The sequence below is a fragment of the Ruegeria sp. AF8 genome, assembly GCF_056541825.1.
The window spans coordinates 1-25,147 of the sequence record NZ_JBQFYW010000033.1 but is presented as its reverse complement, the minus strand read 5'-3'; the positions used below and the strand labels follow the sequence as shown (position 1 = coordinate 25,147).

Below are 25,147 nucleotides of genomic sequence, written 5' to 3'. Positions count from 1 at the left end.
GGCGATGATTTCGCGAGGAAAGCGAAAGCCCTTCAGGCGAGGCATGTTGGTCGGAATCTTCATCCCAAGCGGATAGCGCGGGAAAGATTGTTAGGCAACTTGGCGATACCTCTTTGGGACCTATACCCGGGGCGGTTCATTTTTCCCGCATGACAGCCGTTAGCCAATCGCAAAATACCCTGACTTCCCCTTTCAGCATTGATTTTCCACGGCAGACAATGAAATGGGACAGTCGGACTGGAAGACGATATTCAAATGGGGCGATCAGTATGCCTCGATCCAGGTAATGCTGGGCAAAGCGTTCCAGAACCATGGCAGTGCCCAAGCCGGCGATCACCGATTGCAGCGCTATAAGGGATGAATCCACCTTGAACAGGTGGCCTGTCATCTGAAGCTTCAGGTCGTGCAGGTCGGACAATTGTGACCAGTCGGCCTCGGATCCCATAATCTGTATCGTGGGACCAGCGGCAAGCGCCTGAATAGTCAGCGGCTGCGGGAAAGACGCGACAAAGTCTGGATGGCAGACGGGAATGGCGGTCTCGTGCCCAAGGTGTTGCATTGCACCATCGTCCCAGTCTCCCGTGCCGTAGCGTATATCGATGTCAGAAGGATCGTCGTCGAAACGGTCTGCCCATACGAACGACGTCAACTGCACCGGGATGTCAGGGTACAGCGCGTGAAACTCGGAAATGCGCGGCGCCAGGACCAGTCCGGCGAAAGAGATGGAAGCGCGCACTCTTATGGCGGGCATTCGCTCCTTTCTGAATAAACCGCTGGTCACGGATTGCATATCCGCAAAGGATCGACGGATCGGCTGGGCATAGGCCTTTCCTGCATCTGTGAGTGTGACACCTCTGGGCAGCCGGACGAACAATTTGGTATCCAGTTGCTTTTCAAGCAGGCGGATCTGCTGGCTTACGGCGGCGGGCGTTAGGCCAAGCTCTTCGGCGGCGGCTGTAAAACTGCTGTGGCGTGCCGAGACTTCAAAGGTACGGAGCCAGGTGACATGGGGGAGTTTGGTCATGGCTATCCTACAATTGAAACTTAGCCTCAGTTCAAAATAGCATTGTTTGATTTTTAGCTAAACCCCTGACAAAAGCGTCGGCGATCTTAGCGCTGACGCATTTACTCGGGATCCGCGCCAATGCCTGACTCTGACTTCGATTTCATCCTAGTGGGCGCCGGATCGGCGGGCTGCGTTCTTGCGGACCGTCTGTCGGCCGGAGGGCGCCATAAGGTTCTGCTGATCGAAGCCGGCGGCAGCGACCGCCGTTTCTGGATCAAGGTGCCGCTGGGTTACGGCAAGACCTTTAATGACCCGCGCGTGAATTGGCGCTACACCGCCGAGGCCGATCCGGGGCTGAACGCACGCAGCGCCTACTGGCCTCGAGGCCGGGTTGTGGGCGGGTCGAGCTCGATCAACGCCATGGCTTATCTGCGCGGTCTGCCGCACGATTTCGACGATTGGGAACAGGCAGGCGCAGTGGGCTGGAACAGCGAAAGCGTAAGACAAATCTATGGGGCGCTCGAAACGCTGAGCACCCCGGCGGGCACCGCCGGCAGTGGGCCGCTTTGGGTCAGCGATGTCAGTGCGCGGATGCATCCGTTTTCCCTGCACTTCCTGAAAGCGGCAGGAGAGATGGGCTGGCAGGTGGCGCGGAACCTGAACGGTACGGAGACCGAAGGGCTGATGCAGCTGCGCTCGACCGTGCGCGATGGCCGTCGCTGGTCGTCGGCGGATGCGTTCCTGCGGCCAGCACTGAAACGCGGCAATCTGAAACTGATCACGGGCGCGCTGGTAGAGCAGGTGATGCTTGAGGCGGGCCGGGCCACGGGCGTTCGCTACCGTATCGGCGGAAAATCCGCTGTCGCGCGGACCGGGGGCGAGGTGATCATCGCGGCAGGGGCGGTCAACTCTCCACAGCTCCTTCAGCTTTCCGGCATCGGACCGGCGGACCTGCTAAAGCACCACGGAATCGAGGTGAAACACGATCTGACGCAAGTCGGCCGGGGGCTTCAGGATCATCTGGGGATCTCTTACTTTTACCGCGCAAACCGGCCGACACTGAACAACCGCCTGGGCAACCGGATCGGACAGATGATGGCCGGGGTGCAGTATCTTCTGACCCGGAAAGGTCCCCTCAGCGTGCCGGTCAACCAGGTCGGCGGTTTCGTGCGCTCGGACGGCAAGGCTGGGGCGGCCGATCTGCAAATCTACTGCAACCCGATGTCCTATGTCACGGATGCCGCCGGAAATGCTGGCGTCGATCCCGAGCCGGGATTTCTGCTTTGCGCCCAGCCCTGCCGACCGACCAGCCGGGGCGAAATTGCAATCACCTCTGCCGATCCCACCGCCGCTCCGGCAATCCGGCCGAATTCGCTGTCAACTGACGAAGATTGCGAAGTGGCAATCAAAGCCGGGCGGGTATTGCAGGGCCTGGCCCGGACCCTGGCGATCAGCGCTGTGACCGAAACGCGCCTGGCGCCAGATGTCGTCGGAATGAGCGACGAGCAGCTTCTGGAAGATTTCCGAGCGCGCGCCGGGACGATCTTTCACCCCAGCTGCACCTGCCGCATGGGCGAAACCGCACGCGACTCGGTTCTAGACGCCCGGCTGCGGGTGCATGGCATTGCCGGGCTGAGGGTCGCCGATGCCTCAGCATTTCCCAACATCACGTCGGGCAACATCAATGCGCCGGTGATGATGCTGGCGGCGCGTGCGGCAGAGCTCATTCTGGAAGATTCAAAGCTGCTGGGAGGCAGGTCATGAAACTCGACAAACTCGAAACCTTCGTGGTGGGCAATCCGCCGCCGCGCCATGGCGGGCGCTATTTCATCTTTCTTCGCCTGACCACGGAATGCGGTATCACCGGCGTCGGAGAAATCTATAACGCCACATTCGGGCCTGAGCTCTGCGCGGCGATGGCGCATGACGTCTTTGAACGGCAATTCGCCGGTCAGGAACCGCATCATATCGAGCGGCTGTGGCGCCGCACCTACGGCGCAGGTTTCACTATGCGGCCGGATGTGACCGTGATGGGCGTTCTCAGCGGCCTGGAAATGGCCTGCTGGGATATTATCGGCAAGGCCGCGGATCAGCCGGTCTACCAGCTTCTGGGTGGCAAAGTTCATGAGCGGCTGCGCAGCTATACTTATCTTTATCCGCCCGAAGGTGATGTCTATCCCGATGCGGGCGCGCCCAATGTCTACAACAATGCCGATCTGGCGGCCGAAGCTGCGGTCAAGGCGGTCAAGCAGGGATTCACCGCGGTCAAGTTCGACCCGGCGGGCCCTTACAGCATCTATGACGGCCACCAGCCGAGGCTGGCTGATCTCGATCTGTCCGAGAACTTCTGTAAACGCATCCGCGAGGCTGTCGGTACCAAGGCAGACCTTCTGTTCGGCACCCATGGACAGTTCACTGTCTCGGGTGCCAAACGTATGGCGCGGCGGCTTGAAGCCTATGACCCGCTCTGGTTCGAGGAACCGTTGCCCCCTGAAAACCCGGCTGACATGGCAGAAGTCGCCCGCTACACCTCGATTCCCGTGGCGGCGGGCGAGCGGCTGACGACCAAGCATGAATTCGCCCGGGTGCTCGAGGCCGGTGCGGCCTCAATCCTGCAGACGAATCTCGGTCGGGTCGGCGGCTTTCTGGAAGCCAAGAAGATCGCCTCGATGGCAGAGACACGTCAGGCACAGATCGCGCCGCATCTTTACTGCGGGCCGATCGTGGCGGCGGCGAATATCCAGATCGCCACCTGTAGTCCAAATTTCCTGGTCCTGGAATCCATCGGCCGTTTCGACGGGCCCTTCATGGGCTTGCTGAGCACTCCGATCACCTGGGAAGAAGGTTACGTCATCCCGCCCTCCGCCCCCGGCATCGGGGTCGAACTGAACGACGCCGCCATCGCGGCACATCCCTATCGCGATACAGAACTCCACCTCAACTTGGCGACCGAACCGGTTGTCCAGTGAACCGAAGGCGAAAGACATGAAAACCCTGAACAAATTCTACATTGACGGTGCCTGGGTCGATCCGGCCGGGACCACTTCCTTCGCAATTACCAACCCTGCGAACAACTCCCGGATCGGAGAGGTGATACTCGGCTCGGAGGAGGATGTCGACCGCGCCGTCGGCGCGGCAAAACGCGCGTTCGAAACCTATTCGAGAACCTCCAAGGACGAGCGCCTCGCCCTGTTGGAACGGCTGAGGGCGGTGTTCAACGATCGGTTGGAGGAGATGGCACAGGCGATCACCACAGAGATGGGCGCGCCGATCACGATGTCTCGGTCGGCACAAGCGAAATGCGGTGTCGACCATATCGATGCCTTCATCGCGGCTCTGAAAGCGCAGCCAGAACGCGAGATCCTGCCCAATACCGATCTGCTGATCCGCGAACCGATTGGGGCCTGCGGGCTGATCACGCCCTGGAACTGGCCGATCAACCAGATTGTGCAAAAAGTGGTGCCGGCACTGGCCACCGGGTCGACCTGTGTGCTGAAGCCTTCGGAATACACGCCGCTTTCCGCTGCCCTGTTCGCAGAGTTCGTGCACGAGGCAGGCTATCCGGCGGGCGTGTTCAATCTTGTCTTCGGAGACGGTCCCAATGTCGGATCGGCGCTGTCGCGTCATCCCGATATTGCGATGATGTCCTTCACCGGTTCCACCCGGGCTGGCATCCTGGTCGCCAAGGACGCAGCCGATACAGTCAAACGGGTCACGCTGGAACTGGGCGGCAAATCACCCAACCTGGTCTTCGCCGATGCGGATCTGGAGACCTGCGTGACCAACTCTGTCCGGGACTGCTTCCACAACACCGGCCAGTCCTGCAACGCCCCAACGCGCATGCTGGTGGAACGCATCTGCTATGACCGCGTACTCGAGATCGCGGCCCGCGCCGCCGCCGACCAGAAGGTTGGAGACCCGGCGGCGGAGGGCGACCATATCGGCCCGCTTTTCGATGAGCTGCAATATGACCGTGTTCAGGCGATGATCCGAGTTGGAACGGATGAAGGCGCCCGCCTACTGGCCGGAGGCCCCGGCAAGCCCGAGGGGCTTGAGGAGGGCTGGTACGTCCGGCCCACGATCTTTGCCGATGTGACCAACGAGATGCGCATCGCACGCGAGGAAATCTTCGGCCCGGTCCTGGTGATCATTCCCTTCGACACCGAAGAGGAGGCCATCGCCATCGCCAATGACAGCGAGTTCGGGCTGGCAGCCTATGTGCAGACCGGTGATTTGGCCCGCGCCGAGCGCGTAGCTGACTCCCTGCGCGCGGGAACCATCACCGTGAACGGGCAGGCATTGAGCTACGGCTCTCCCTTCGGCGGCTACAAGCAATCGGGCAACGGGCGCGAAGGCGGCATCTTCGGCCTGGAAGACTTTTGGGAAATCAAGGTGCGCGGGCCGATCCATGCCGGGTCGTGACAGCAAGATCGGCGGCGCACACGCCTAAAGTAACACCAACACTTACAAAAACCCCGAGAGGGGAGGGAACAACCGAAATGGCCACACTCGATTGGATTTGTTGCAAACTTTTGGCCATTGACGCTCGCGCCACCAACGGGTGAATGACCTTCGGAATTATCAAGTCGAAAGTCAGTTCATGATCTCTTTCAAAGGCGCACAATGTCCCATGGAAGTGATCCTGTTCGCGGTGTTTTTCTATGTCCGATACGGTGTTTCCTATCGAGATTTGGAAGAAATCATGCACCAGCGCGGCGTATCGGTCGATCACACCACTCTGAACCGATGGGTCACTGGGTATTCCGCGGCAATCGCAGAAGCAGCGCGTCGCCGGAAAGGGCCATGCGACCGCTCCTGGAGAATGGACGAGACTCTGAGTAATTGAGCGGCGGCTCTCCTGGCCGGTGCATGATGGCACCGGAACGGTTGTGTTGCAAATTTTTAGAACGATCAGAGTAAGCGTCTTACCAGGCACACTTATCCTGCGATCTCAGCGAACACCCGAAAACCAGAGGTGGCTGCGCTGGAGAATTGCTGTTTCCGGATCATGTTGGCGACTTCGATGCCATCCAGCGTAGCGGACGCGGATGCGAATGATTTGAACCCACACATATGTCGAACACGCCGTTTTATGAACCGATGATCCTGCTCGATCATGTTGTTCAAAAATTTGGACCTGATTGTCTGCACCTTGGCTTGGCAACCAAACCGCTTCAAAATCCTGTTCACTTCTCGAATGCCGGCTGCGTTGGCTCCGCTCTTATCGATGACGACTTTGTCTGGGATTCCGTTTGATGACAGCGCTTTGGCAAAGAACCTGGTTGCTGCGGGACCGTTTCTTCGCTCAGACAGCATAAAATCAAGGGTGTTCCCTGCTTTGTCGACGGCCCGATAGAGATACACCCACTTACCGCGCACACGGAGGTAGGTTTCGTCCATTCTCCAAGATTTCTGTGTTGGACGCTTTTTCGATTGCGCGCGCGCAGCGATCATCGGCGAATATTTTACAACCCATCTATTCAACGTGGCGTGATCGACGGAAACGCCCCGTTCAGCCATGATTTCCTCAAGGTCGCGATAGGAAACGGTGTAGCGCAAATAGAAATACACAGCGTACAAAACCACATCCTTCGGGAAGTGGCAGCCTTTCAAAGAAACCATTCTGAAACCTGCTCGCGATTGATTTGAAAGCAACAAGCACCAGGGCACGCGATTTCGTCAACCTCGGTCAAAATTCGCGACACAACCTCCGTTCGATGATCCAACCCGGTCGATCTACGATCCTGATCCGGTGCCCGAGGGACCCTGTTGCATAGATCAGAACTGGGGCAGATTGGCCCCAAACCCATCACTTCAGAAAACGCGCTCATGTTCTGCACGACCGAGAGATGTCATGCGGTTGAGTGCTTTTGATGCAATTCTTGCTTCAGCTATTTGAGTGGCAAGGTCACGCGCTTGCAGGCGATCGCCGATAACCGGATGTGTAGCAAACTTTTGGAACGGCCAGAGCCATCGACTTACTGGGCATACTTATCCTGCGATCTCGGCGAATAGTCGAAAGCCAGACGTCGTAGTGCTGGGAAATTGCCGCTTTCGGATCATGTTGGCGACCTCGATGCCGTCCAAGGTAGCCGAGGCGGATCTGAACGATTTGAACCCGCACAAGTGTCGGATGCGACGCTTGATGAACCGGTGATCCTGTTCGATCATGTTGTTCAAATACTTGGACCTGACTGTTTGGATTTTGGTTGGGCAGCCAAACCGACTAAGGATTTTGTTCACTTCTCGAATGCCAGCTGCATTTGCGCCACTTTTGTCGATGACGATTTTGTTTGGGATCCCGTTTGACGACATTGCTTTGGCAAAGAACCTGGTGGCTGCTGGACGATTTCGTCGCTCGGACAGCATGAAATCAAGGGTGTTTCCCGCTTTGTCGACTGCTCGATAAAGATACATCCAATTGCCGCGCACACGGAGATAGGTTTCGTCCATGCGCCAGGAACTCAGCGTTGGTCGCTTCTTCGATTGCGCGCTCGCGGCGATCATCGACGAATACTTAACAACCCACCTGTTGAGAGTAGCGTGGTCCACCTGTACGCCGCGTTCGGCCATGATCTCCTCCAGATCACGATACGACACGGTGTACCGCAAATAGAAATATACAGCATAAAGAACTGCATCCTTGGGAAAGTGGCAGCCTTTCAGAGAGATCATTGTTAAAACCTGTTCGAAAACTATTCGACGGGAACAGACTGCGAAACCTGAGTGCTCGTCAATCTCAGTTCAAAGTTTGCGACACAACCACAAAGCCGGAAAGACAGTTGTAGGTTCGGCTCCGCTAGGCGGAGTGTCGGTTTCTGCATCCGGATTTCGCAATCCTGCAGGTGAAACCCGATTCATTTGGTAAAATTCATCGTCAAAGGAGACCCTCGCGATGACTGAGCAAGCCACTGCCCTGCGCATTCGTTCCGGCGGCCGACATGTCCGCCGCGCCCTGCGCACCGCCCCCAAGTTTGACATGCTGCCAGGCCTGACCCGCAACATCCCGCTGTGCGAGGTGATGGACGGTGCCCAGGTCGAAAAGATCGACAATGCCTCGATGGGCATCCTGGAAAACGTCGGTGTCCAGTTCCGCGACCCCATCGCGCTGGGAGACTGGAAACGTGCGGGCGCCAAGGTCGTGGGCGAGCTGGTCTATCTGGACCGCGGGCTGGTGCGGGAGCTGATCAAGACAATCCCCAGCAATTTCACATATCACGCGCGCGACCCGAAAAAGAACGTGCGCCTGGGCGGCAAGCATTCGATCTTTGTGCCGATGACCGGCGCGCCGTTCCTGCGCGATCTGGAAGATGTGCGCCGCAACCCGATGCTGGAAGATCTGGCGATGTTCCACAAGCTGGCGCATATGATGCCTGCCCTGCATTCCTCGGCGCATCACATCGTGGAACCCTATGATCACCCGATCAGCCAGCGGCATCTGCGGATCACCTATTCGTCGATGAAATTCTCCGACAAGACGTTCATGGGCATGACCACCAGCCCCAAGAACGCCGAGGACGTGATGGACATGTGTGCGATCCTGTTCGGCGAAGAGTTTATCATGAACAACCCGGTCACCACCGGTAACTGCAACGGCAACTCGCCGCTGGTCTGGGATGAAACCATGCTGGGCGCCATGCGCGCCTTCGGTGCGCGCCGTCAGCCGGTACTCTGCTCGCCCTTCGTTCTGGGCGGCGCCAATACCCCGGCCTCCGTTGCAGCCTCTGTTGCGCAGTTGAATGCGGAGGCACTGTCGGCGCTGGCCTATACCCAGGTCTGCAACCCGGGCACCCCGGCAATCTACGGCCACTACCTGTCGACCGTCAGCATGAAATCCGGTGCGCCGATGGCAGGCACACCGGAAATCAGCCTGATGAACTTCATGATCGGCCAGATGGCGCGCTACTATGACGTGCCCTGGCGGACGTCCAACACCCTGGGCGGCGCCAAGACGTTTGACGCTCAGGCGGGGTATGAATCCGCGACCACCCTGTCGGCGGTCATGCATGCGGGCGCCAACTATATCTGGCACTCGGCAGGCTGGAACGAGGCCGGGATGCACTGCTCGGTCGCCAAGTTCATCGTCGATGCAGAGCAATGCGCGATGGCTTACCGGATGGCGGAAGGCCCGAAATGGCACGACTTCGACCAGGCGGTTGCTGCGATTCCCGATGTCGGCCCCGGCGGCCACTACCTGGGCCACCCGCACACTCAGGAGAACTTCCAGGAGGCGTTCTTCATGCCGGAGCTGTTCGACAACAACTCGATCGAGCAATGGCAGGCCGAAGGCAGCGTCGAGATCACCGAACGCGCCTTGAGGCGCGCCAAGAAGCTGCTGGCGGAGTACGAAGAGCCCAAGTTGGACGAGGCCAAAAACGAGGCACTGCTCGACTACATCGCCCGGCGCGAGCGCGAGATTCCCGCCGCGGACGAACTGAACCAGAGCAACTGATCCCTCCTCCCCGACTGGCCCGACCCGCGATAACGGGCGGGCCATTTTTCCAACAGGGCACAGAACATGAAAATCGCGGAAATCCATATCTATCAGCATGATCTGCCGGTGAAGAACGGCCCCTATACCATGGCCAATGCCGAGGTTTGGGCGCTGGACACGACGCTGGTGAAACTGGTGGCCGACAACGGCCAGACGGGCTGGGGCGAGACCTGCCCGGTGGGTCCGACCTACGCCGAATCCCACGCCGCCGGCGCCCGCGCGGCGCTGATTGCGATGGCGGAGGGGCTGATCGGGGCCGAGGTGGCACAGGTGACACTGCACCGGCGGATGGAGGGTCTGCTGAATGGCCACAACTACGCCAAGGCCGCCATCGACATTGCAGCGCATGACCTGTTGGGCAAGCATCTGGGCGTCAGCGTCTCAACCCTCTTGGGCGGTGCGGCAACGGACCGGGTGCCGTCCTATTACGCCACCGGCGTCGGCGCACCGGACGATATCGCCCGGCTGGCGGCGGAGAAACTGGCAGAGGGCTATCCCCGCCTGCAGGTCAAGGTTGGCGGGCGGCCGGTGGAACTGGACATCGAGACCATCCGCAAGGTCTGGGAGAAGATCGGCGGCTCCGGCATGCGGCTGGCGGTCGATGGCAACCGCGGCTGGGCCACGCGGGACGCGCTGCGCGTCAGCCGCGAATGCCCAGAGATCCCCTTTATCATGGAGCAGCCCTGCAACACGCTGGAAGATCTGCAGAAAATCCGTCCGCAGATCTCTCACGGGCTATATATGGATGAAAACAGCACCAGCCTGAACACCGTGATCACCGCCGCGGGCACCGGTCTGGTCGATGGGTTCGGCATGAAGGTCACCCGCATCGGCGGGCTGCAGCCGATGCGCGCCTTCCGCGACATCTGCGAGGCCCGCAACCTGCCGCATACCTGCGATGACAGCTGGGGCGGCGATATCATTGCCGCCGCCTGCACCCACATCGGCGCCACGGTGAAACCGGGGCTGCTGGAAGGCGTCTGGCTGGCCGCCCCCTATATCGAGGGCAACTACGACACTGAGAATGGTATCCGCATCGAGGGCGGCCATATCATGGTGCCGAAGGGGCCGGGCCTGGGCATCACCCCGGACGAGAGCCTGTTCGGCGCGCCGGCGGCCTCTTTCTGAGTGGAGACTGACATGGGCTTTCAGGGAAAATGCGCGCTGGTCACGGGGGCTGCGGGCGGCATCGGCGCTGCCATTGTCCAGCGCCTGCGCGCGGCGGGTGCCAGGGTGGCCGTTGCCGACCGCGACACCGGCGCAATCGAAGCTGAAGCACATCTGCCGGGCGATCTGCTGGACGTGGAATATGCCAACGCGCTGCCGCAGGCCGTGCATCTGGCGCTTGGGCGTTTGGACATCGTCATCAATAACGCCGGCGTCATCACCCGCGGCCCGGTGACAGAAACCTCGGATGCCGACTGGGCGTTGTCGATGGGGGTGAATGTGGAGGCGCCGTTCCGCATCTGCCGCGCCGCGATCCCGATCCTGGCGCGCAATGGCGGCGGTGCTATCGTCAACACGTCGTCCTGCTGGGGCGGCAAAAACCCGGGGCCGAACCATGCGCTTTACTGCATGACCAAGGCGGCGGTCGCCTCGCTGACCCAATGCATGGGGATGGATCACGCCCATCAGGGAATCCGCATCAACGCGGTCTGCCCGAATGAGGTGAACACGCCGATGCTGCGCACAGGGTTCGAGAAACGCGGCTTTGACCCGGATACCGCTGTGGCGGAGCTGGGCAAGACAGTGCCGCTGGGCCGGATTGCCGAGCCGGAGGATATCGCCGATGTGGTGCTGTTCCTGGCGTCTGACGCGTCCCGCTACATGTGCGGCGCACTGGTGGAGGTCAACGGCGGGAAGCCGGTGTCATGATGCGGTTTCAGAATAAGATTGCGCTGGTCACCGGCGGGCGCAGCGGCATCGGGCAGGCGATTGCGCGGCGGCTGCGCGACGAGGGCGCGCGGGTGTTCACCGCGCAGCGCGGCGCGGATGCGGAGTTCGAGGCGATCCCGGCGGATTTCACCGACCCGGACAGCCCCGCGCAGGCGGTGGCTGAGGTCGTGGACACGGCAGGGGGCCTTGATGTGTTGGTCAACAACGCCGCCATGATGCAGGAGGCGAGGGTGGAGGACATGAGCCTCGCCGATTGGCAGCGCAATCTGAGCGTGAACCTGACCGCACCCTTCCTAATGATCCAGGCCGCCATGCCGCATTTGCGCAAATCCCGCGGAAGCATCGTCAACACCGGCTCTATCGAGGGGCTGGGCAGCAATCCGGGCCATGCGGCCTATTGCGCTTCCAAGGCGGGGCTGCATGGCCTCACCCGCGCAGTGGCCGTGGACCATGGGCACGAAGGCATCCGCTGCAACGCGGTGGCGCCGGGCTGGATCGACACCGAACTGAACCTGGATTTCATCGAAGGGATGCCGGACCCGGACGCCTTCCGCCGCGACATCGGGCGCATCCACCCGGTTGCCCGCACAGGCAAGCCAGAAGAAGTAGCCGCGCTGGTGGCCTTTCTGGCGTCAGCTGACGCGGGGTTTATCACCGGTCAGGTCTATACCGTCGATGGCGGCCGGATGGCTAAGCTGAGCCTGCCCTGAAATGTGAGCGCGCCGGATTTCGAAGACGCCCTCTGTTCACCTTTGTAAAATACTCAGGGGGAGGCCGCGGGCCGGGGGCAGAGCCGCCTCCGGCCTCTATTCCTTCCCGGACCGCCATTCCTTCCACATCAGGTAGGTATTGGCCCCGAGCGCGGCAAAGGGTTCCGGCGGTAGTTTGGGTGGCATCGGCTGGGCTAGGAAGTGGTCGGCAATGTCCGATCCTCCCTGAATCAGAAGCTCTGCAATGCCCATCCCCTGCAGGGTGCCGCGAGCGATGCCGAGGCCGTTCTGGCAGCAGGCGGAATAGACGCCTTTGTCCAGCTCTCCGAAGGCTGCCGAGCCGTCGCGGCTGAGGCAGAGCATACCGGCCCAGCGGTGTTCCATCCGGACGCCCTCCAGTTGCGGGAAGCGCTCCTTGAACTTGCGGTCATGCACCCAGCCCGCGTTGCGCAGGCGCATTTGGCTGGTCTCGATGGCCGGGTGGAAGCTGGAGCAGGTGCGGACCAGAATCCGGTCGCCGTAAGAGCCGGAAATCCGCCGCACGGAGGTACCCATCGGGTTGGCTGGCGTGACCGACCAGCGGGATGCGCCGCCCAGCTGATTGTTCTGCTCCTGTGTCAGCCGCTCGGTCATCGAGGCGTAGAGGCAGATGTGCATCAGGCGGCGCCGGTAGAAGCCGAAGCTTTCCAGATGGCCGTTGTTAGCCAGGATCACGCTGCCGGTGTTGATGCGGCCCTTAGGGGTGCTGACAGCCCAGCCGTTGCCCTGTTTCTCGAACCCAATGGCAGGGGTGTTTTCAAACACGCTGATCTGCTTAGCCAGATGCGCCGACAGGGCGCGGATGTAAGCGGCGGGTTGGATCATCACCGTGCCCGGCGCAAAAAGGCCCGAGGTGTAATGCGGGCTGCCGGTGCGCTCCTGCATTTCCTGCTGGCTCAGCAGCTGGTGCGGCTCACCCAGCCGCTGCAGATGTGCGGCGAAATCGCGGTTGTGCCGGTCGCCGGCCCTAGTGGCGGCGGCGTTGATCTTGCCCGCGGGGTCAAACGTCTCCTGCATCAGGGCGCAGTCCTTGGCCACTTCGGTGGCAAAGGCGATGGCTTTGCGGTTCATGGCAATTGCGGCCTTGTCGGCCTCCAGCGCAGATCCCGCGTAGTTGTCGGAGGCCAGATCATGCGGCAGGTCGATCATGAAGCCGGAATTGCGGCCTGCCGAGCTTTCGGCGAAGCGGCCAGCCTCCAGCAGCGCCACTTTCAGCGAGGAGTCCAACTGATGCAGGCGGCGGGCCGCAGACAAGCCCGCGAATCCGCCGCCGATGATGGTAACATCGGCGGTCAGGTCGTCGTTCAGTACCGGCAGAGGGGCTTGGGGCGGCAGGATGGCATTCCATCCCGCCGCACCAGTCTGCCGGGGCAGGCGTTTGGCATCGTAGCGGCTCAATCCACGGCCTCGTCTGCATCGTCGGCCAGGTCGATCCAGATGGTTTTCAGCTGGGTGTACTGGTCGTGGGCGTGGACAGAGTTGTCGCGGCCGCCAAAGCCCGACTGCTTGTAGCCCCCAAAGGGCGTGGAGATGTCGCCCTCGCCAAAGCTGTTCACCGTCACGGTGCCGGCACGCAGGGCGCGGGCGCCGCGGATGGCGCGTTTTGCGTTGGCAGTGAAGATGGACGCACAGAGCCCGTATTCGGTGTCATTGGCAACCTGGATTGCCTCTTCAAAGCCGGACACCTCAATCACTGACAGCACCGGGCCGAATATTTCCTCGCGTGCCAGAACCGCGTTGTTGTCCGCCACTTCGACCACGGTTGCCTCGACAAACCCGCCCTCGGCCTTGCCGCCGATCACCACGTTTTCGGCCTGTTCGAGGTAGGAGCACACCTTGGTGTAATGGCTTTCGCTGACCAACGCGCCCATGCGGGTCTCCGGATGCAGCGGATCGCCGATGTTCCACTGTTTGGCGTGATGGGCGATGCGTTTAAGCAGTTCTGCCTTGACGTTTTTATGCACGATCAGCCGCGAGGAAGCCGAGCAGTTCTCGCCCATGTTCCAGAAGGCGCCGGTGACAAGATGCTGGGCCACGCGGTCTAGGTTCTCGGCGTCGTCCATGACGATGGCCGGGTTCTTGCCGCCCATTTCCAGCACCACCTCCTTGGCGTTGCTCTCGGCGGAATAGGTCAGGAACTTCTTGCCGGTCACGGTGGAGCCGGTGAAGGAGACCATGTCGATGTCCATGTGGCGGCCGATCGGCTCGCCCACGTCGCCGCCGCCGCCGGGTACGACATTCAGGACACCGGCCGGAACGCCTGCCTCGGCCGCCAGTTCGGCCACGCGCAGCGCGGTCAGAGTGGTTTCCCTGGCGGGTTTCACCACCAGCGAGCAGCCTGCGGCCAGCGCCGGGCCGATCTTCCAGGCCAGCATCAAGAGCGGGAAGTTCCAGGGCAGTACCAGGCCAACCACGCCGATGGGCTCACGCACCACCATGGCGATGTGATCGTCCGAAGCGGGCGCGACCTGATCATAGATCTTGTCGATCGTCTCCGCGTGCCATTTCAGGCAGTGGATGGTTTCGGGCACATCAACGGTTTCGCAGTCGCAGATTGTCTTGCCGCTGTCGAGACTTTCCATCACCGCCAGCTCGCGGGCGTTGCGGGTCATCAGCTTGCACAGGCGGATCAACACGTCCTTGCGTTCGGACGGGTGCAGTTTCGACCAGCGGCCGTCATCAAAGGATTCGCGCGCCTTCTCCACGGCAAAATTGACGTCTTCGGTACCGCAGGCCGCAATGTCGGCCAGCTTTTCGCCGGTGGCTGGGTTCAGGGTCTCAAACGTCTTGCCCGAGACCGCAGGGCAGAACTTGCCGTCGATAAAAGCACCGGTGGGCAGATCCAGGCCGGCCGCGATGGATTTGTATTCGTCGTGAGTGAGCAGCGTCATGCCTTAGCCCTCTGCCTGAATGTCTGCGATTTTCTGTTTCAGCACGCGAACAACCTGCTCCAGCGCGCGTTTGTCGTCCTTGTTCAATCCGGTCAGCGGCGCCCTCATGGAACCTGCGTCAAAGCCGTTCATGGTGACGCCGTGCTTGATGGTCTGGATGAACTTGCCGCCCTGTTCCAGGACCCGCATAAGCGGCAGCATTGCCGACATGATCCGGCGGCCCTTAGTAAAGTTTCCTTCAACCACGCAGGCATTGTAGAGCGCCACATGCTCATGGGGCAGGAAGTTTGACCCGCCGCAGACCCAGAACGGCGCGCCCCAGGCAAAGAACTCCAGCGCCTGGTCGTCCATGCCGCAGCCCAGCTGGATATGCGGATAGTCGCGGGCCAGCAGGTGGACACGGTTGATATCGCCGGAGCTTTCCTTGATGCCGCAGAAATTGCGCGAGCGGCAGACCCGGTCTAGGAATTCCTCCCCCATCATTGTGCCGGTGCGGTGCGGGTAGTTATAGAGCATCACCGGCAGGTCGGCGGCTTTGTCGATGGCCAGCGCATTCAGCGCGTTCTCGCGGTCGGTCGGGACCGAATAGGCAGGGCTGGCCAAAAGGATGCTTTCGGCGCCCAGCTTGGAGGCGCCTTCGGCCAGCGCGATGGAATCTGGCGTGCGCATGGCGCCGGTGCCGACGACCAGCGGCAGTTTGCTGTGCTCGCGGGTAAAGCGCGCCAGTTCCAGGCGTTCTTCGACGGTTTGGGCATAGTTCTCGCCGGTGGAGCCGCCGGAGATCAGCCCGTGCACGCCGGCGTTTACCAGGTATTCGATCACTTCGGCCTGCGCGTCCCAATTGACGCTGCCGTCCTCGTAATAGGGCGTCACCACAGGGGTGTAGATCCCTTCAAACTTGAAAATAGGGGTCATCTGCGTCCTCATGCAGGGGTTTTACGCGCCACCGTCCCCAGCGGCAGGTCAAGCCCGGTGGGCATGACAAACAGCTCGATCTGGTCGCGCGACAGGTTCCAATGGTCGATGGCCAGCTGCCCCGCCGCTGTCTCGTCGCCGGCCTCGATGGCGGCGATGATGGCGTCGTGCTGGGCGCTGGCTTCTCCTAGGTTTTGCGCCATCTGGCGGTCCTGGGGGCGGTAGAAGGTCATGCCGATGCGGGCATGATCAATCAGCAGGCGCTGAAAGGACGGGGCGAGATAGATGTTATCGGCCATCTCGCCGGTGATCTCGTGAAAGCGGTTGTTGGCCATGGCCCGGTCGGCGCTTGAGCCCGTGCGCAGTGCTGCCTTGAAGGCCTCCTGCGCCTCTTTCAGCTCGGCAATCTGCGCCTCGGTGGCACTCTTGGCCGCCAGCTGCAGTACCGCGCCATACATCATCGGTGCTGCCAGGAAGAAGTCCCGCAATGTCATATGCGACATCTCGCTGACCCGCGCCCCACGGTTTTCCCGCAGATCGACATAGCCCTCGCCCGCTAATTGCCGCAGCACTTCGCGCAACGGCGTGCGCGACAACTCGAACTCTTCTGACAGCTTCGATTCGTCAAGATCGGCGCCCGGTCGCAAGGCAAGCGTCATGATGGCCGTTTTCAGGTGGCCATAAAGCTCTGCCTTTCTGCGTTTGGACGCGTCCTTCATTCCAGTCTCCATCGTTGCATTTGAACCTGTCCGGACAGGATGGACCGGCTGTTCAGCTTCGGCAACCACATTGCTCATTTTGTGTTATGGCAAAATACAATTTGTGTACAGAGAAAAAATATGCAGTATGCATGAAATGTTTTCAGAGGGGAGAAGCCGGTGACGACACATTCGGAAGAGGCCGTGATCGACTGCCGCAATCTGTGGAAGATTTTTGGCCGCCGCGCAGATGAGGCGATGAAAGCCGTTAAGGAACAGGGGCTTGGCAAGCTGGAAGTGCGCGATCGTTTTGACTGTGTCGTCGGGGTACAGGATGCGACTTTCACCGTCGGCCGCGGCGAGATTTTCTGTATCATGGGGCTGTCCGGATCCGGCAAATCGACCTTGATTCGCCATGTGAACCGGCTGATCGAACCGACCTCAGGCCAGCTGTTCATTGAAGGCCAGGACGTGAATCAGCTGTCCGCCAAGGATCTGCGCGAGGTGCGCGCTGAGAAGATCGGCATGGTGTTCCAGAACATGGCGCTGATGCCGCACCGCACCGTGCTGGAGAACGTCTTTTTCAGCCAGGAGGTGCGCGGCCACGATCCGCGGGAGCGCCGCGAAAACGCGATGCGCGCCATCGACGCGGTGGACCTCAACGGATGGGATCAGAAATACCCCGATGAGCTGTCGGGTGGGATGCAGCAGCGGGTCGGCCTGGCGCGCGCAATTGCAGCCGATCCCTCGATCCTCCTGATGGATGAACCCTTCTCGGCGCTCGACCCGCTGATCCGCCGCCAGCTGCAGGACAAGTTCATGTCGCTGTCGGCTGAGATGAAGAAGACCACCTTGTTCATCACCCACGACCTGGACGAGGCGATCCGGATCGGGGACCGCATCGCCATCATGAAGGACGGGGCGCTGGTGCAGGTTGGGACGCCGGAAGACATCGTTACCAATCCTGTGGACGACTATGTCGCGGATTTCGTCGCCGGCATCTCCAAGCTGGAGCTGATTTCCGCCGCCAAGATCATGACCCCAGTCGAGCAGTTCGAGCAGATGAACGGCCCGGCCAATACCGACAGCTGGCCCGAGGCACACCCCGACCACTCGCTGGACGATCTCGTGAACCTCTCCATCGCTACCCAGCACCCGGTGGTGGTCAAGGCCGACGGAAAAGCCATCGGCATCGTCACCAAAAACGCCTTGCTGCGCGGCATCCAGGGAGATGTTGAAGACGCAGCCAGCCTGAAGCACTAAGGAGCGGGGACCATGGCAGACAAAGAATTTAGCATCCTCGACCCGTTTTCTTCGGTCGATCTGGGGCTGGCCGATGCCGCTGATGGCGTGAAGCAATGGGCGATTACCAACCGCGCGCTTATCCAGCCGGTGAAGAAATTCTTCAACGAGATGATCGTCGGCATCGACACCGCGCTCAATGCGGTGCCGCCGCTGGTGATGCTGGTGATCCTGGTCCTGATTGCCTGGCAGGCCGCCGGCCGCCGGGTGGCGATCTTGGTCGGCATCAGCATGGTTGCGCTTGGCTTCCTGTCGCCGAATGCCTGGGGGCTGGCGATGACAACCCTCGCTATTGTGGTTTCCGCTGTGATCATGAGTTTTATTTTCGGTCTGCCTCTGGGAGTGCTGGCTGGCAAGAATGACCGGTTCGAGACCGTGATCCGCCCGGTGCTGGACACCATGCAGACGATCCCGGCCTTTGTATACTTGGTTCCCGTGGTGATGCTGATCGGCATCGGCAATGTCTCCGGCGTGATCGTAACCGTGATCTTTGCGCTGCCGCCGCTGATCCGCCTTACCAGCCTGGGCATCCGCGGGGTGAACCCCTCGGTGGTAGAGGCCGCGCGCGCGTTTGGCGCCAGCCCGCGCCAGATCCTGTTCAAGGTTGAGCTGCCGCTGGCCACGCCCACCATCCTGGCCGGGGTCAACCAGACCATCATGCTGTCGCTCTCGATGGTGGTGATCGCCTCGATGATCTCGGTCAAGGGGCTTGGCAACGAAGTGCTGCGCGCCATGGGCCGGCTTGATGCAGGCAAGGCGCTAGTTGGCGGCCTCGGCATCGTGATACTGGCCATCGTGCTAGACCGCATCACCCAGGGCATGGGCCAGTCGGGCCGTGAACGCGGCCACCGGCACTGGTGGCAGGGGGGGCCTGTCGGCGCAGTGCTGCGCCTGGCCGGCAAAAACTGACTTTCTCTTTCATCTGAACACCCAAGGGAGGACTCATACATGTTCAGAAAAACCGCACTGGCTGCGCTGGCAGCCTCGACCACGCTGGCCTGCACTGCGTTTGCTGCAGACAACCCCGGGGAAGGCGTCACCGTGCGCCCGGTGATCCAGCCGACCGTCGAAGAATTCTTCCAGGCCCGCATCGTGTTCCAGGCGCTCGAGGATCTTGGCTATGACGTAGCAGAGCCGGAAGAAGTGCTGGCTCAGACCATGCACCTGGCCCTGGGCACCGGCGACGCGGATTTCACCACCGCTTCCTGGAACAAGCTGCATGACAACTTCTTCCAGGAATCCGGCGGCGACGACGTGCTGGAGAAAGTCGGCCACCTGATTGATGGCGCCCTGCAGGGCTATCTAGTGAATAAGGCGGCTTATGACGCCGGTGTGCAGAACCTGGGCGACCTGAAGGATCCGGCCAAGGCGGCGATGTTTGATGCTGACGGCGACGGCAAGGCCGATCTGGCCGGCTGCGTGCCCGGCTGGGGCTGCGAACGCGTGATCGAGCATCAGTTGACCGAATTCGGTCTGCGCGACACCGTGAACCACAATCAGGGTGAGTATAACGCGATCATCGCCGACACCATCGCCCGTAACGCAGGCGGCGAAAACGTTCTCTATTACACCTGGACCCCCTATTGGGTCTCCGGTGCGCTTGTGCCGGGTGAAGACGTGGAGTTCCTGGCGGTCCCCTATTCCTCGCTGCCCGATGGTGCCACAGCTGAGACTACCTTCAACGGTAAGGACCTGGGCTTTGCGGTCGACAGCATCCGTATTGTCGCCACTGACGAGTTCCTGGCCGCCAACCCGGCGGCTGCAAAGCTGTTTGAAGTGGCCCAGATCAGCATCAACGACGTCTCCATCCAGAACAAGATGGTTGCAGACGGCGAGGACAGCTCGGACGACATCGACCGCCACGTCGCGGCTTGGATCGAAGAAAACCGCGCCAACTATGACAGCTGGCTGGACGCTGCCCGCGCTGCAGCCAAGTAATAGGGGATAGACCCGACTCATTGGACTGCGCGGGGCTCCCCTTCGCGCAGTCTTTTCTGAGGCCAACCATGACCAAGACACAGCATATTGCGTTCCTTCTGATCGAGGAATTCTCGCATCTCGCCTTCTCCTGCGCGGTGGAGCCTCTGCGCATCGCCAATCTGGTCAGCGGCAAGGATCTCTATGACTGGTCCTTCGGATCAGAGACCGGCGAGACCGCGGTCTGCTCAAACGGCTCGGTGACGCTGGTGCACTATGGTTTCGACGCGATCCCACGATGCGACCAGCTGTTTGCCCTGTCGGGCATCCATATGCGCAAGCATGTGACCAGGCCGCTGCTGGCGGCGCTTCGTCGGGAAAAGGCGCGCGGCACCCCCGTCGGCGCGCTATGCTCCGGCGCCTGGGTGCTGGCCGAGGCGGGGTTCCTGACCGGGATGCAGGCGGCGATCCATTGGGAATACCACGACAGTTTCATGGAAGCTTTTCCGGAAGTGAACCTAGTGCGCAGCGTGTTTGTGGCCGATGAAAAGTACATGACCGCCTCCGGCGGCACCGCCACCGCGGATCTGATGCTGCATCTGATCGAGCGGGCGCATGGCTATGACCTGGCGGTCGCGGTGGCGGATCAGATGGTCTATAACGCGGTACGCAATGCCACCGCCGAGCAGAAGGTGTCGCTGCAATCGCGCAACGGCATGCGAAACTCGCATCTGGCCCGCGCCATCCAGATCATGCACGACCACATCAGCGATCCCGTCTCACCTGCGCAGATTGCGGAGGATATCGGTATCTCTACCCGACAGCTGGAGCGGCTGTTCGGCAAATACCTCAACACCTCGCCCAAGAAATATTCAATGGAGATGCGGCTGGAACGCGCCCGCAACCTGTTGATCCAGACCGAGGCTTCGATCACGGAAGTGGCATTGGCCTGCGGTTTTGACAGCCCCGGCCATTTTTCGAGGGTCTACAAGGCGGCCTTCAACGTAAGTCCGATGCTGCAACGCAACCGGATTGTTTGAAACGACGGGATTGCCTTTCGTGGCATTGCCAACTTGTTTGCGCGCACTGAACTGGTTACCGCTCACGCATGAAGATACCGCCCAAAATGCCGCGCCTGAAGGGTTTTCGTTTTCCGCGCGAGGTAATCGCCTATGCCGTCTGGGTCTACCATCGCTTTGCGCTCAGCACCGCTGACGTTGAAGATCCGCTCGCGGAACGCGGTGTGACGGTCAGCCGGGAATCGATCCGGCAATGGGTCAAACGCTTTGGCGGCCATTTCGCGAATTGCATCAGGCAAGACCGGCCAGCCGCGGCCGACAAATGCATTTGGACGAAGTGGTCACACCGATCAACGGTCGGAAATGCTGGCTCTGGCGGGCCGTGGATACGAACGGAGATACTCTTGATATCCTCGTCCAACCACGGCGGAGTGCCAAGGCAGCCCGGCGCTTCCTGAAGCGGTTGATTTCGCAATTCGGCGAACCCCGTGTAGTGATCACGGATAAGTTGCGAAGCTATTTCAAGCCAATCCGCGAGTTTGCGCCGGGTGCGGTTCACCGAGCACACAAAGGGTTGAACAATCGGATCGAAGGATCACACAGACCCACTCGAAAGCGTGAAAAGCTCATGGGACGCTTCAAGTCGCCAAAGCAAGCGCAAAGGTTCCTTGCCGCTCACGACCAGATCAACACCGTCTTCCGACCCGACCGCTATCAACTCTCCACCGGGCTTTGTTGCAAACTTCTCCGATGTATGAAGACGGGTGGAAATTGCTGTGTTTAGGCAGCTAGCTTCGCAAACTGTTTGAATGGGCAGATTCCGACTCCAAACTGACACTTGCGGATCATCTGTGCGATTTCGATGCCATCCAGTGTTGCGGATGCAGAGGTGAACGATTTGAAACCGAGCATTGGTCGTATCCGGCGTTTGATGAAGCGGTGGTCCTGCTCAATCACGTTGTTTAGGAATTTCCGCCTGACCATCTTAATCGGGATTGGGCAGCCAAAACCTTTGAGCATTTTGTTGAATGCCTTGATGCCTGCTGTGTTCGCTCCGCTTTTTTCGATAACGATCGTGCGGGGTAATCCGTTCACTTCTAGCGCTCTGGCAAAGAATTTGGTCGCGGCTGCCTTGTTCCGGCGTTTTGACAGCATGAAATCAAGTGTCTTGCCGTGTTTATCGACCGCACGGTACAGGTAGACCCATTCCCCTTTGACCCGAACATATGTCTCATCCATTCGCCAGGATCGATCGCAGCTACGTTTCCGACGACGTGCTTGATCAGCGACCAGCGGTGAATACCTAACGATCCAGCGGTTTAAGATTGCATGATCGACGGATACGCCTCGCTCAGCCAGGATTTCTTCCAGATCACGGTACGACACTGAATAGCGCAGATAAAGGAACAGTGCGTGCAAGATCACATCTTTCGGAAAGTGTGCACCCTTAAATGAGATCGTCACGGTTGGCTCCTGTCAAAATACGGGACGCCACTAACACGAGGATCTCGTCTCAGACAGAGATGCCGAAAGTTTACGACAAAGCCTTCTGAAGTTTCAGTGACTATGCTCGTCGACGCAGTTTCCAGCGGCAATTCAAATGGAAAACCTTGGGCTCTTGATATCCATCCAGATGGCAAGCAAGCGGGTCAACAGGGCACCGACAAATGTGAATACGATACCAAAACGAAGATCGCCCGCATTCAAAAACTGAGCCTGCCACATCAAAAAGATCGACAGCACAAACCCCCAGAAAACAGCAATCTCCGGATAGAGTTCACCTTTCAGGAATGGAATTTCCGGATCCGACCGGGCAATGTCCCGCAAAATACCACCTCCGGCGGCGGTGATTGCGGCAAATGCCGGGCCCCAAAGCCACAATGGCGCCGATTGGGTAAGGAGCGCCACAACGACCCCGGTGACGGTAAAAGCAGCAAGTCCTATAGCGTCGCAAAATTGAACGATATGACCAACAATCCTGCCGCGATTTCGGATCTGCCCTTCGCTCAGCCGTCCAAACAAACGGTCCCGCAAACCTCGACCAGCCCTCAGCACAAAGAAACCGCCGACCACGAGCACCAGGATCAATATCGCGTAGATTGGGGACGACAATACCGCAAGTTCTCCGCGATTGGACAAGACGTCGCGCAAAACACCACCTCCGACCGCTGGTAGGGAAGCCAGTACCAACGCACCAAACACGTCGAAATTGTATCGAAACGCCAACAGCAAGCCTGAGATCGCGAAGGCGATCGTACCGATGATATCCACTGCCTTAAACCATGTGCTGTCAATGGACAGCCGCACCAGAACGGGAAGAGAATATTTGCTGTTCAAACGCTGAAAGGTGCCGTCCCTATGGATTTCTTCTATCGCCTCGTTGAATTGATCAACAACTTCCGGAGTGACACTGGCCTTGCTGAACATCAGATGCAGGTCTCCACGGGCCATCAACGGGTATTCGTACAGCAATGCACCTGTATCAAAAGTCTCGATATAGTGAGCCGCCAAAACCCGGTCACTCAGAAACCCGTCAATGTCTCCGTCCAGCACAGCATTCAGGAGGTCCTGTGTGCCCATTCGCGTGATGGCGCCTGCGTAGCCTGGGTTTGCTGTGAAGGCCTGAAATTCGGGGCTTTGGACGACTGCGCCGGGCCGCATGCCCAATCTAAACCTTGTATCGCGAAACCTTTCGATCAATGCGGGAATATCGCTGACACCCCTCAGGAGGTTACGATTCCGCCGCAGGGTCAGAACGGTCGTCTCGGATCGGTAAGGAACCGAAAAGTAGGCAAACTCCTCCCGCCCAGCGATCTTTGTCGCATGGGCGGCCACGTCAATACTGCCGGATTTCAAACCTTCTATAATGTCAGGCCAGAATTCTCGCTCGGCGATCACGAAATAGCCCGCACGTCTGGATATCTCGCGTACAAGTTCAACATCAAACCCTTCCCATCGGGTGATGCCCCGGCTGTTGGTCTGGTAGGAATAAGGCGGAACTTCGTCCCAACCGCCCGTCAGCGCGCGATCCCGGCTGTCCTGCGCCCCGCAAACGGTAGGGTAAACTAACTCCGCACACAGCACGAGGACAGCCAAAACCTGGTTCACTGCTTTAACAGCGCGCTGTTTCACCTTGGCGATTGATGATCCGGTTACTTTTAAAGTGCCAAAAATACCCTTTCCCCCTCACTTGAAAGACTTGAGTAATTAACGATCGCCCATACAACGGCATGCGCTGTAACCTGTCCTGTTGAAGGTAATAGGTACCATAGCTCCGCGGCGCCAATACTCCCAGTTTATCGCACCCGGAACTGGCCGACCGCACTCAATGCCAGCAACCGGAGCCGGTCAGCGTCGCTTCCCAGCTCACTTGGATGAAATGCGTTCGTACTCCTCGTTCAGAAACTCAGGAGCGACCATATCCGAAAAATCTACCTTCAGGCGCACGTTCGATCCGACACGGATGAGTTCTCGTGACCCGTGCCAGAAGCCGTGGAGCTAACAGATAAGCCCGTCGAGGGCGTTACGGTCGAACCGGTAGGTGTGCATCGGAACATAATCTTCTCCCGGTGCCATCATATGCTCAATATGACCGTCGAATTCTCCGGGATGCAGTTTCATTGCGCCCATGTCCTCAAACCCAGCGGCAAGTAACGCATGGATCGGTCCGCGGTTGCCGTCGACGACGTGGGCGATGTAGTCCTCCACGGTGCTGCGGTCTCGCAGAACAGCATGGCGATGGACGAGCATGAGCTTGATCATCAGGCCGACGACCCCGATCCCACGTGCCGCAGGATGGACCATGAGGCCGCCAAGTTCCTCCTCACGATGCTGACCATCGGCACCGGTCAGCGTGTCCTGGAGCATTCCGGTGCAGATAATCTGTTTGTCTTTACCGACAACCACATCGAAGAGGCGCCCGCTTCGGGCCGCCTCTTCGAAGATCCGGGACGAGCGCTCGAACAGCGTCCCTTCGTTCAGCGCTTCCACGAAAGTGTAGGGGATACGGTATTCCGACACTGGCGTCTGCCGAAACGTCAGACTGTCGGCTTCGTTGAATATGAAAGGTCTGCGAAACACCACGTCCTGGACCCCCGATACTGAACCATGGAAAATTGTACCATCAGTACGGGTGAAAATGAAATTTGCGGGGCGGTTTCACTGTGGGATCTGAAGGTGTAGACGCCCCCGCTGGCCTCGATGTGCCATTGTGGGTTTGCAAACAACCTGAATGGAGGCGTCTATGGGAGAGATTAGCAT

The 25,147-nt window shown here is 59.8% G+C and carries 22 protein-coding genes and 2 pseudogenes; 13 read left to right on the top strand and 11 right to left on the bottom strand.

Annotated elements, in window-relative coordinates; genetic code table 11:
* Window positions 1–136: 136 nt before the first annotated feature.
* The gene (locus ACR0AO_RS24020; RefSeq protein WP_480609227.1) at window positions 137–1,024 is read right to left on the bottom strand and encodes a LysR family transcriptional regulator; all 888 of its coding nucleotides are present in this window, start codon (window positions 1,022–1,024) and stop codon (window positions 137–139) included.
* A 120-nt stretch (window positions 1,025–1,144) separates the two neighbouring features.
* Here ACR0AO_RS24020 and ACR0AO_RS24015 point away from each other — a divergent pair, with 120 nt between their 5' ends.
* The 3 genes from ACR0AO_RS24015 to ACR0AO_RS24005 are packed head-to-tail and all read left to right on the top strand — an operon-like array spanning window position 1,145 to window position 5,428.
* Window positions 1,145–2,770: a GMC family oxidoreductase gene (locus ACR0AO_RS24015; protein ID WP_480609225.1), complete on the top strand. Its 1,626-nt coding sequence runs from the start codon at window positions 1,145–1,147 to the stop codon at window positions 2,768–2,770.
* Window positions 2,767–3,975 (top strand): mandelate racemase/muconate lactonizing enzyme family protein, encoded by a 1,209-nt coding sequence (locus ACR0AO_RS24010; protein WP_480609224.1) that lies wholly within the window; start codon window positions 2,767–2,769, stop codon window positions 3,973–3,975. Before ACR0AO_RS24015 ends, ACR0AO_RS24010 begins: the two co-directional genes overlap by 4 nt.
* Window positions 3,976–3,991: 16 nt before the next feature.
* Window positions 3,992–5,428: an aldehyde dehydrogenase family protein gene (locus ACR0AO_RS24005; protein ID WP_480609222.1), complete on the top strand. Its 1,437-nt coding sequence runs from the start codon at window positions 3,992–3,994 to the stop codon at window positions 5,426–5,428.
* On the opposite strand, the gene ACR0AO_RS24000 is transcribed toward ACR0AO_RS24005, so the two are convergent.
* On the bottom strand, window positions 5,394–5,738 hold the full coding sequence (locus ACR0AO_RS24000; protein ID WP_480609229.1) for a hypothetical protein: 345 nt from the start codon (window positions 5,736–5,738) through the stop codon (window positions 5,394–5,396). The genes ACR0AO_RS24005 and ACR0AO_RS24000 overlap by 35 nt on opposite strands.
* On the opposite strand from ACR0AO_RS24000, the pseudogene ACR0AO_RS23995 reads away from it, so the two are divergent.
* Window positions 5,637–5,840, top strand: a pseudogene (locus ACR0AO_RS23995) (IS6 family transposase); the annotation flags it as partial. The gene ACR0AO_RS24000 and the pseudogene ACR0AO_RS23995 sit on opposite strands and share 102 nt — an antisense overlap.
* Window positions 5,841–5,944: 104 nt before the next feature.
* Here the strand turns inward: ACR0AO_RS23995 and ACR0AO_RS23990 are convergent.
* Both ACR0AO_RS23990 and ACR0AO_RS23985 read right to left on the bottom strand, forming a co-directional pair.
* Window positions 5,945–6,628, bottom strand: a complete 684-nt coding sequence (locus tag ACR0AO_RS23990) for an IS6 family transposase (protein WP_480609220.1) — start codon at window positions 6,626–6,628, stop codon at window positions 5,945–5,947.
* 369 nt (window positions 6,629–6,997) lie between these two features.
* Window positions 6,998–7,681: an IS6 family transposase gene (locus tag ACR0AO_RS23985; RefSeq protein ID WP_480609218.1), complete on the bottom strand. Its 684-nt coding sequence runs from the start codon at window positions 7,679–7,681 to the stop codon at window positions 6,998–7,000.
* A 220-nt stretch (window positions 7,682–7,901) separates the two neighbouring features.
* On the opposite strand from ACR0AO_RS23985, the gene ACR0AO_RS23980 reads away from it, so the two are divergent.
* The 4 genes from ACR0AO_RS23980 (at window position 7,902) to ACR0AO_RS23965 (ending at window position 12,106) form a co-directional block, all read left to right on the top strand.
* Complete coding sequence (locus ACR0AO_RS23980; protein ID WP_480609216.1) at window positions 7,902–9,458, top strand: trimethylamine methyltransferase family protein; 1,557 nt, start codon at window positions 7,902–7,904, stop codon at window positions 9,456–9,458.
* A 66-nt stretch (window positions 9,459–9,524) separates the two neighbouring features.
* The gene (locus ACR0AO_RS23975) at window positions 9,525–10,628 is read left to right on the top strand and encodes a mandelate racemase/muconate lactonizing enzyme family protein (RefSeq protein ID WP_480609214.1); all 1,104 of its coding nucleotides are present in this window, start codon (window positions 9,525–9,527) and stop codon (window positions 10,626–10,628) included.
* A gap of 12 nt (window positions 10,629–10,640) precedes the next feature.
* Window positions 10,641–11,375 carry an SDR family NAD(P)-dependent oxidoreductase gene (locus tag ACR0AO_RS23970; RefSeq protein WP_480609212.1) on the top strand — a complete coding sequence of 245 codons (735 nt, stop codon included), beginning with the start codon at window positions 10,641–10,643 and terminating at the stop codon, window positions 11,373–11,375.
* Window positions 11,372–12,106: an SDR family NAD(P)-dependent oxidoreductase gene (locus ACR0AO_RS23965; RefSeq protein ID WP_480609210.1), complete on the top strand. Its 735-nt coding sequence runs from the start codon at window positions 11,372–11,374 to the stop codon at window positions 12,104–12,106. The genes ACR0AO_RS23970 and ACR0AO_RS23965 overlap by 4 nt, the downstream gene beginning before the upstream one ends.
* Window positions 12,107–12,202: 96 nt before the next feature.
* Here ACR0AO_RS23965 and ACR0AO_RS23960 read toward each other — a convergent pair whose 3' ends face one another.
* Genes ACR0AO_RS23960 through ACR0AO_RS23945 form a run of 4 tightly spaced genes read right to left on the bottom strand, consistent with a single transcriptional unit; the run spans window position 12,203 to window position 16,670 of the window.
* Window positions 12,203–13,543, bottom strand: a complete 1,341-nt coding sequence (locus ACR0AO_RS23960; protein ID WP_480609209.1) for an NAD(P)/FAD-dependent oxidoreductase — start codon at window positions 13,541–13,543, stop codon at window positions 12,203–12,205.
* Window positions 13,540–15,036: an aldehyde dehydrogenase gene (locus ACR0AO_RS23955; RefSeq protein WP_480609207.1), complete on the bottom strand. Its 1,497-nt coding sequence runs from the start codon at window positions 15,034–15,036 to the stop codon at window positions 13,540–13,542. Before ACR0AO_RS23955 ends, ACR0AO_RS23960 begins: the two co-directional genes overlap by 4 nt.
* Before the next feature lie 3 nt (window positions 15,037–15,039).
* Window positions 15,040–15,951: a dihydrodipicolinate synthase family protein gene (locus ACR0AO_RS23950; RefSeq protein WP_480609205.1), complete on the bottom strand. Its 912-nt coding sequence runs from the start codon at window positions 15,949–15,951 to the stop codon at window positions 15,040–15,042.
* Window positions 15,952–15,959: 8 nt separating this feature from the next.
* Window positions 15,960–16,670 carry a GntR family transcriptional regulator gene (locus ACR0AO_RS23945; RefSeq protein ID WP_480609203.1) on the bottom strand — a complete coding sequence of 237 codons (711 nt, stop codon included), beginning with the start codon at window positions 16,668–16,670 and terminating at the stop codon, window positions 15,960–15,962.
* Between the two features lie 159 nt (window positions 16,671–16,829).
* On the opposite strand from ACR0AO_RS23945, the gene ACR0AO_RS23940 reads away from it, so the two are divergent.
* The 5 genes and pseudogenes from ACR0AO_RS23940 to ACR0AO_RS23920 all read left to right on the top strand — a co-directional run.
* Window positions 16,830–17,912: a quaternary amine ABC transporter ATP-binding protein gene (locus ACR0AO_RS23940; protein ID WP_480609201.1), complete on the top strand. Its 1,083-nt coding sequence runs from the start codon at window positions 16,830–16,832 to the stop codon at window positions 17,910–17,912.
* Between the two features lie 12 nt (window positions 17,913–17,924).
* Entirely contained in the window at window positions 17,925–18,860 is a 936-nt protein-coding gene (locus ACR0AO_RS23935) for an ABC transporter permease (RefSeq protein WP_480609199.1), read from the top strand.
* A 39-nt stretch (window positions 18,861–18,899) separates the two neighbouring features.
* A complete protein-coding gene (gene proX / locus ACR0AO_RS23930) occupies window positions 18,900–19,889 on the top strand; it encodes a glycine betaine/L-proline ABC transporter substrate-binding protein ProX (RefSeq protein ID WP_480609197.1) in 990 nt (329 codons plus the stop codon).
* A 68-nt stretch (window positions 19,890–19,957) separates the two neighbouring features.
* Window positions 19,958–20,908, top strand: a complete 951-nt coding sequence (locus ACR0AO_RS23925; protein WP_480609195.1) for a GlxA family transcriptional regulator — start codon at window positions 19,958–19,960, stop codon at window positions 20,906–20,908.
* Window positions 20,909–20,976: 68 nt separating this feature from the next.
* Window positions 20,977–21,611, top strand: a pseudogene (locus tag ACR0AO_RS23920) (IS6 family transposase); the annotation flags it as partial.
* Between the two features lie 56 nt (window positions 21,612–21,667).
* Here ACR0AO_RS23920 and ACR0AO_RS23915 read toward each other — a convergent pair.
* The 3 genes from ACR0AO_RS23915 to ACR0AO_RS23905 all read right to left on the bottom strand — a co-directional run bounded on the left by ACR0AO_RS23915 (window position 21,668) and on the right by ACR0AO_RS23905 (window position 24,907).
* Window positions 21,668–22,351 carry an IS6 family transposase gene (locus ACR0AO_RS23915; RefSeq protein WP_480609193.1) on the bottom strand — a complete coding sequence of 228 codons (684 nt, stop codon included), beginning with the start codon at window positions 22,349–22,351 and terminating at the stop codon, window positions 21,668–21,670.
* Between the two features lie 132 nt (window positions 22,352–22,483).
* The gene (locus ACR0AO_RS23910; RefSeq protein ID WP_480609191.1) at window positions 22,484–24,019 is read right to left on the bottom strand and encodes a TRIC cation channel family protein; all 1,536 of its coding nucleotides are present in this window, start codon (window positions 24,017–24,019) and stop codon (window positions 22,484–22,486) included.
* A 366-nt stretch (window positions 24,020–24,385) separates the two neighbouring features.
* Window positions 24,386–24,907, bottom strand: a complete 522-nt coding sequence (locus ACR0AO_RS23905) for a hypothetical protein (protein ID WP_480609189.1) — start codon at window positions 24,905–24,907, stop codon at window positions 24,386–24,388.
* Window positions 24,908–25,147 lie beyond the last annotated feature (240 nt).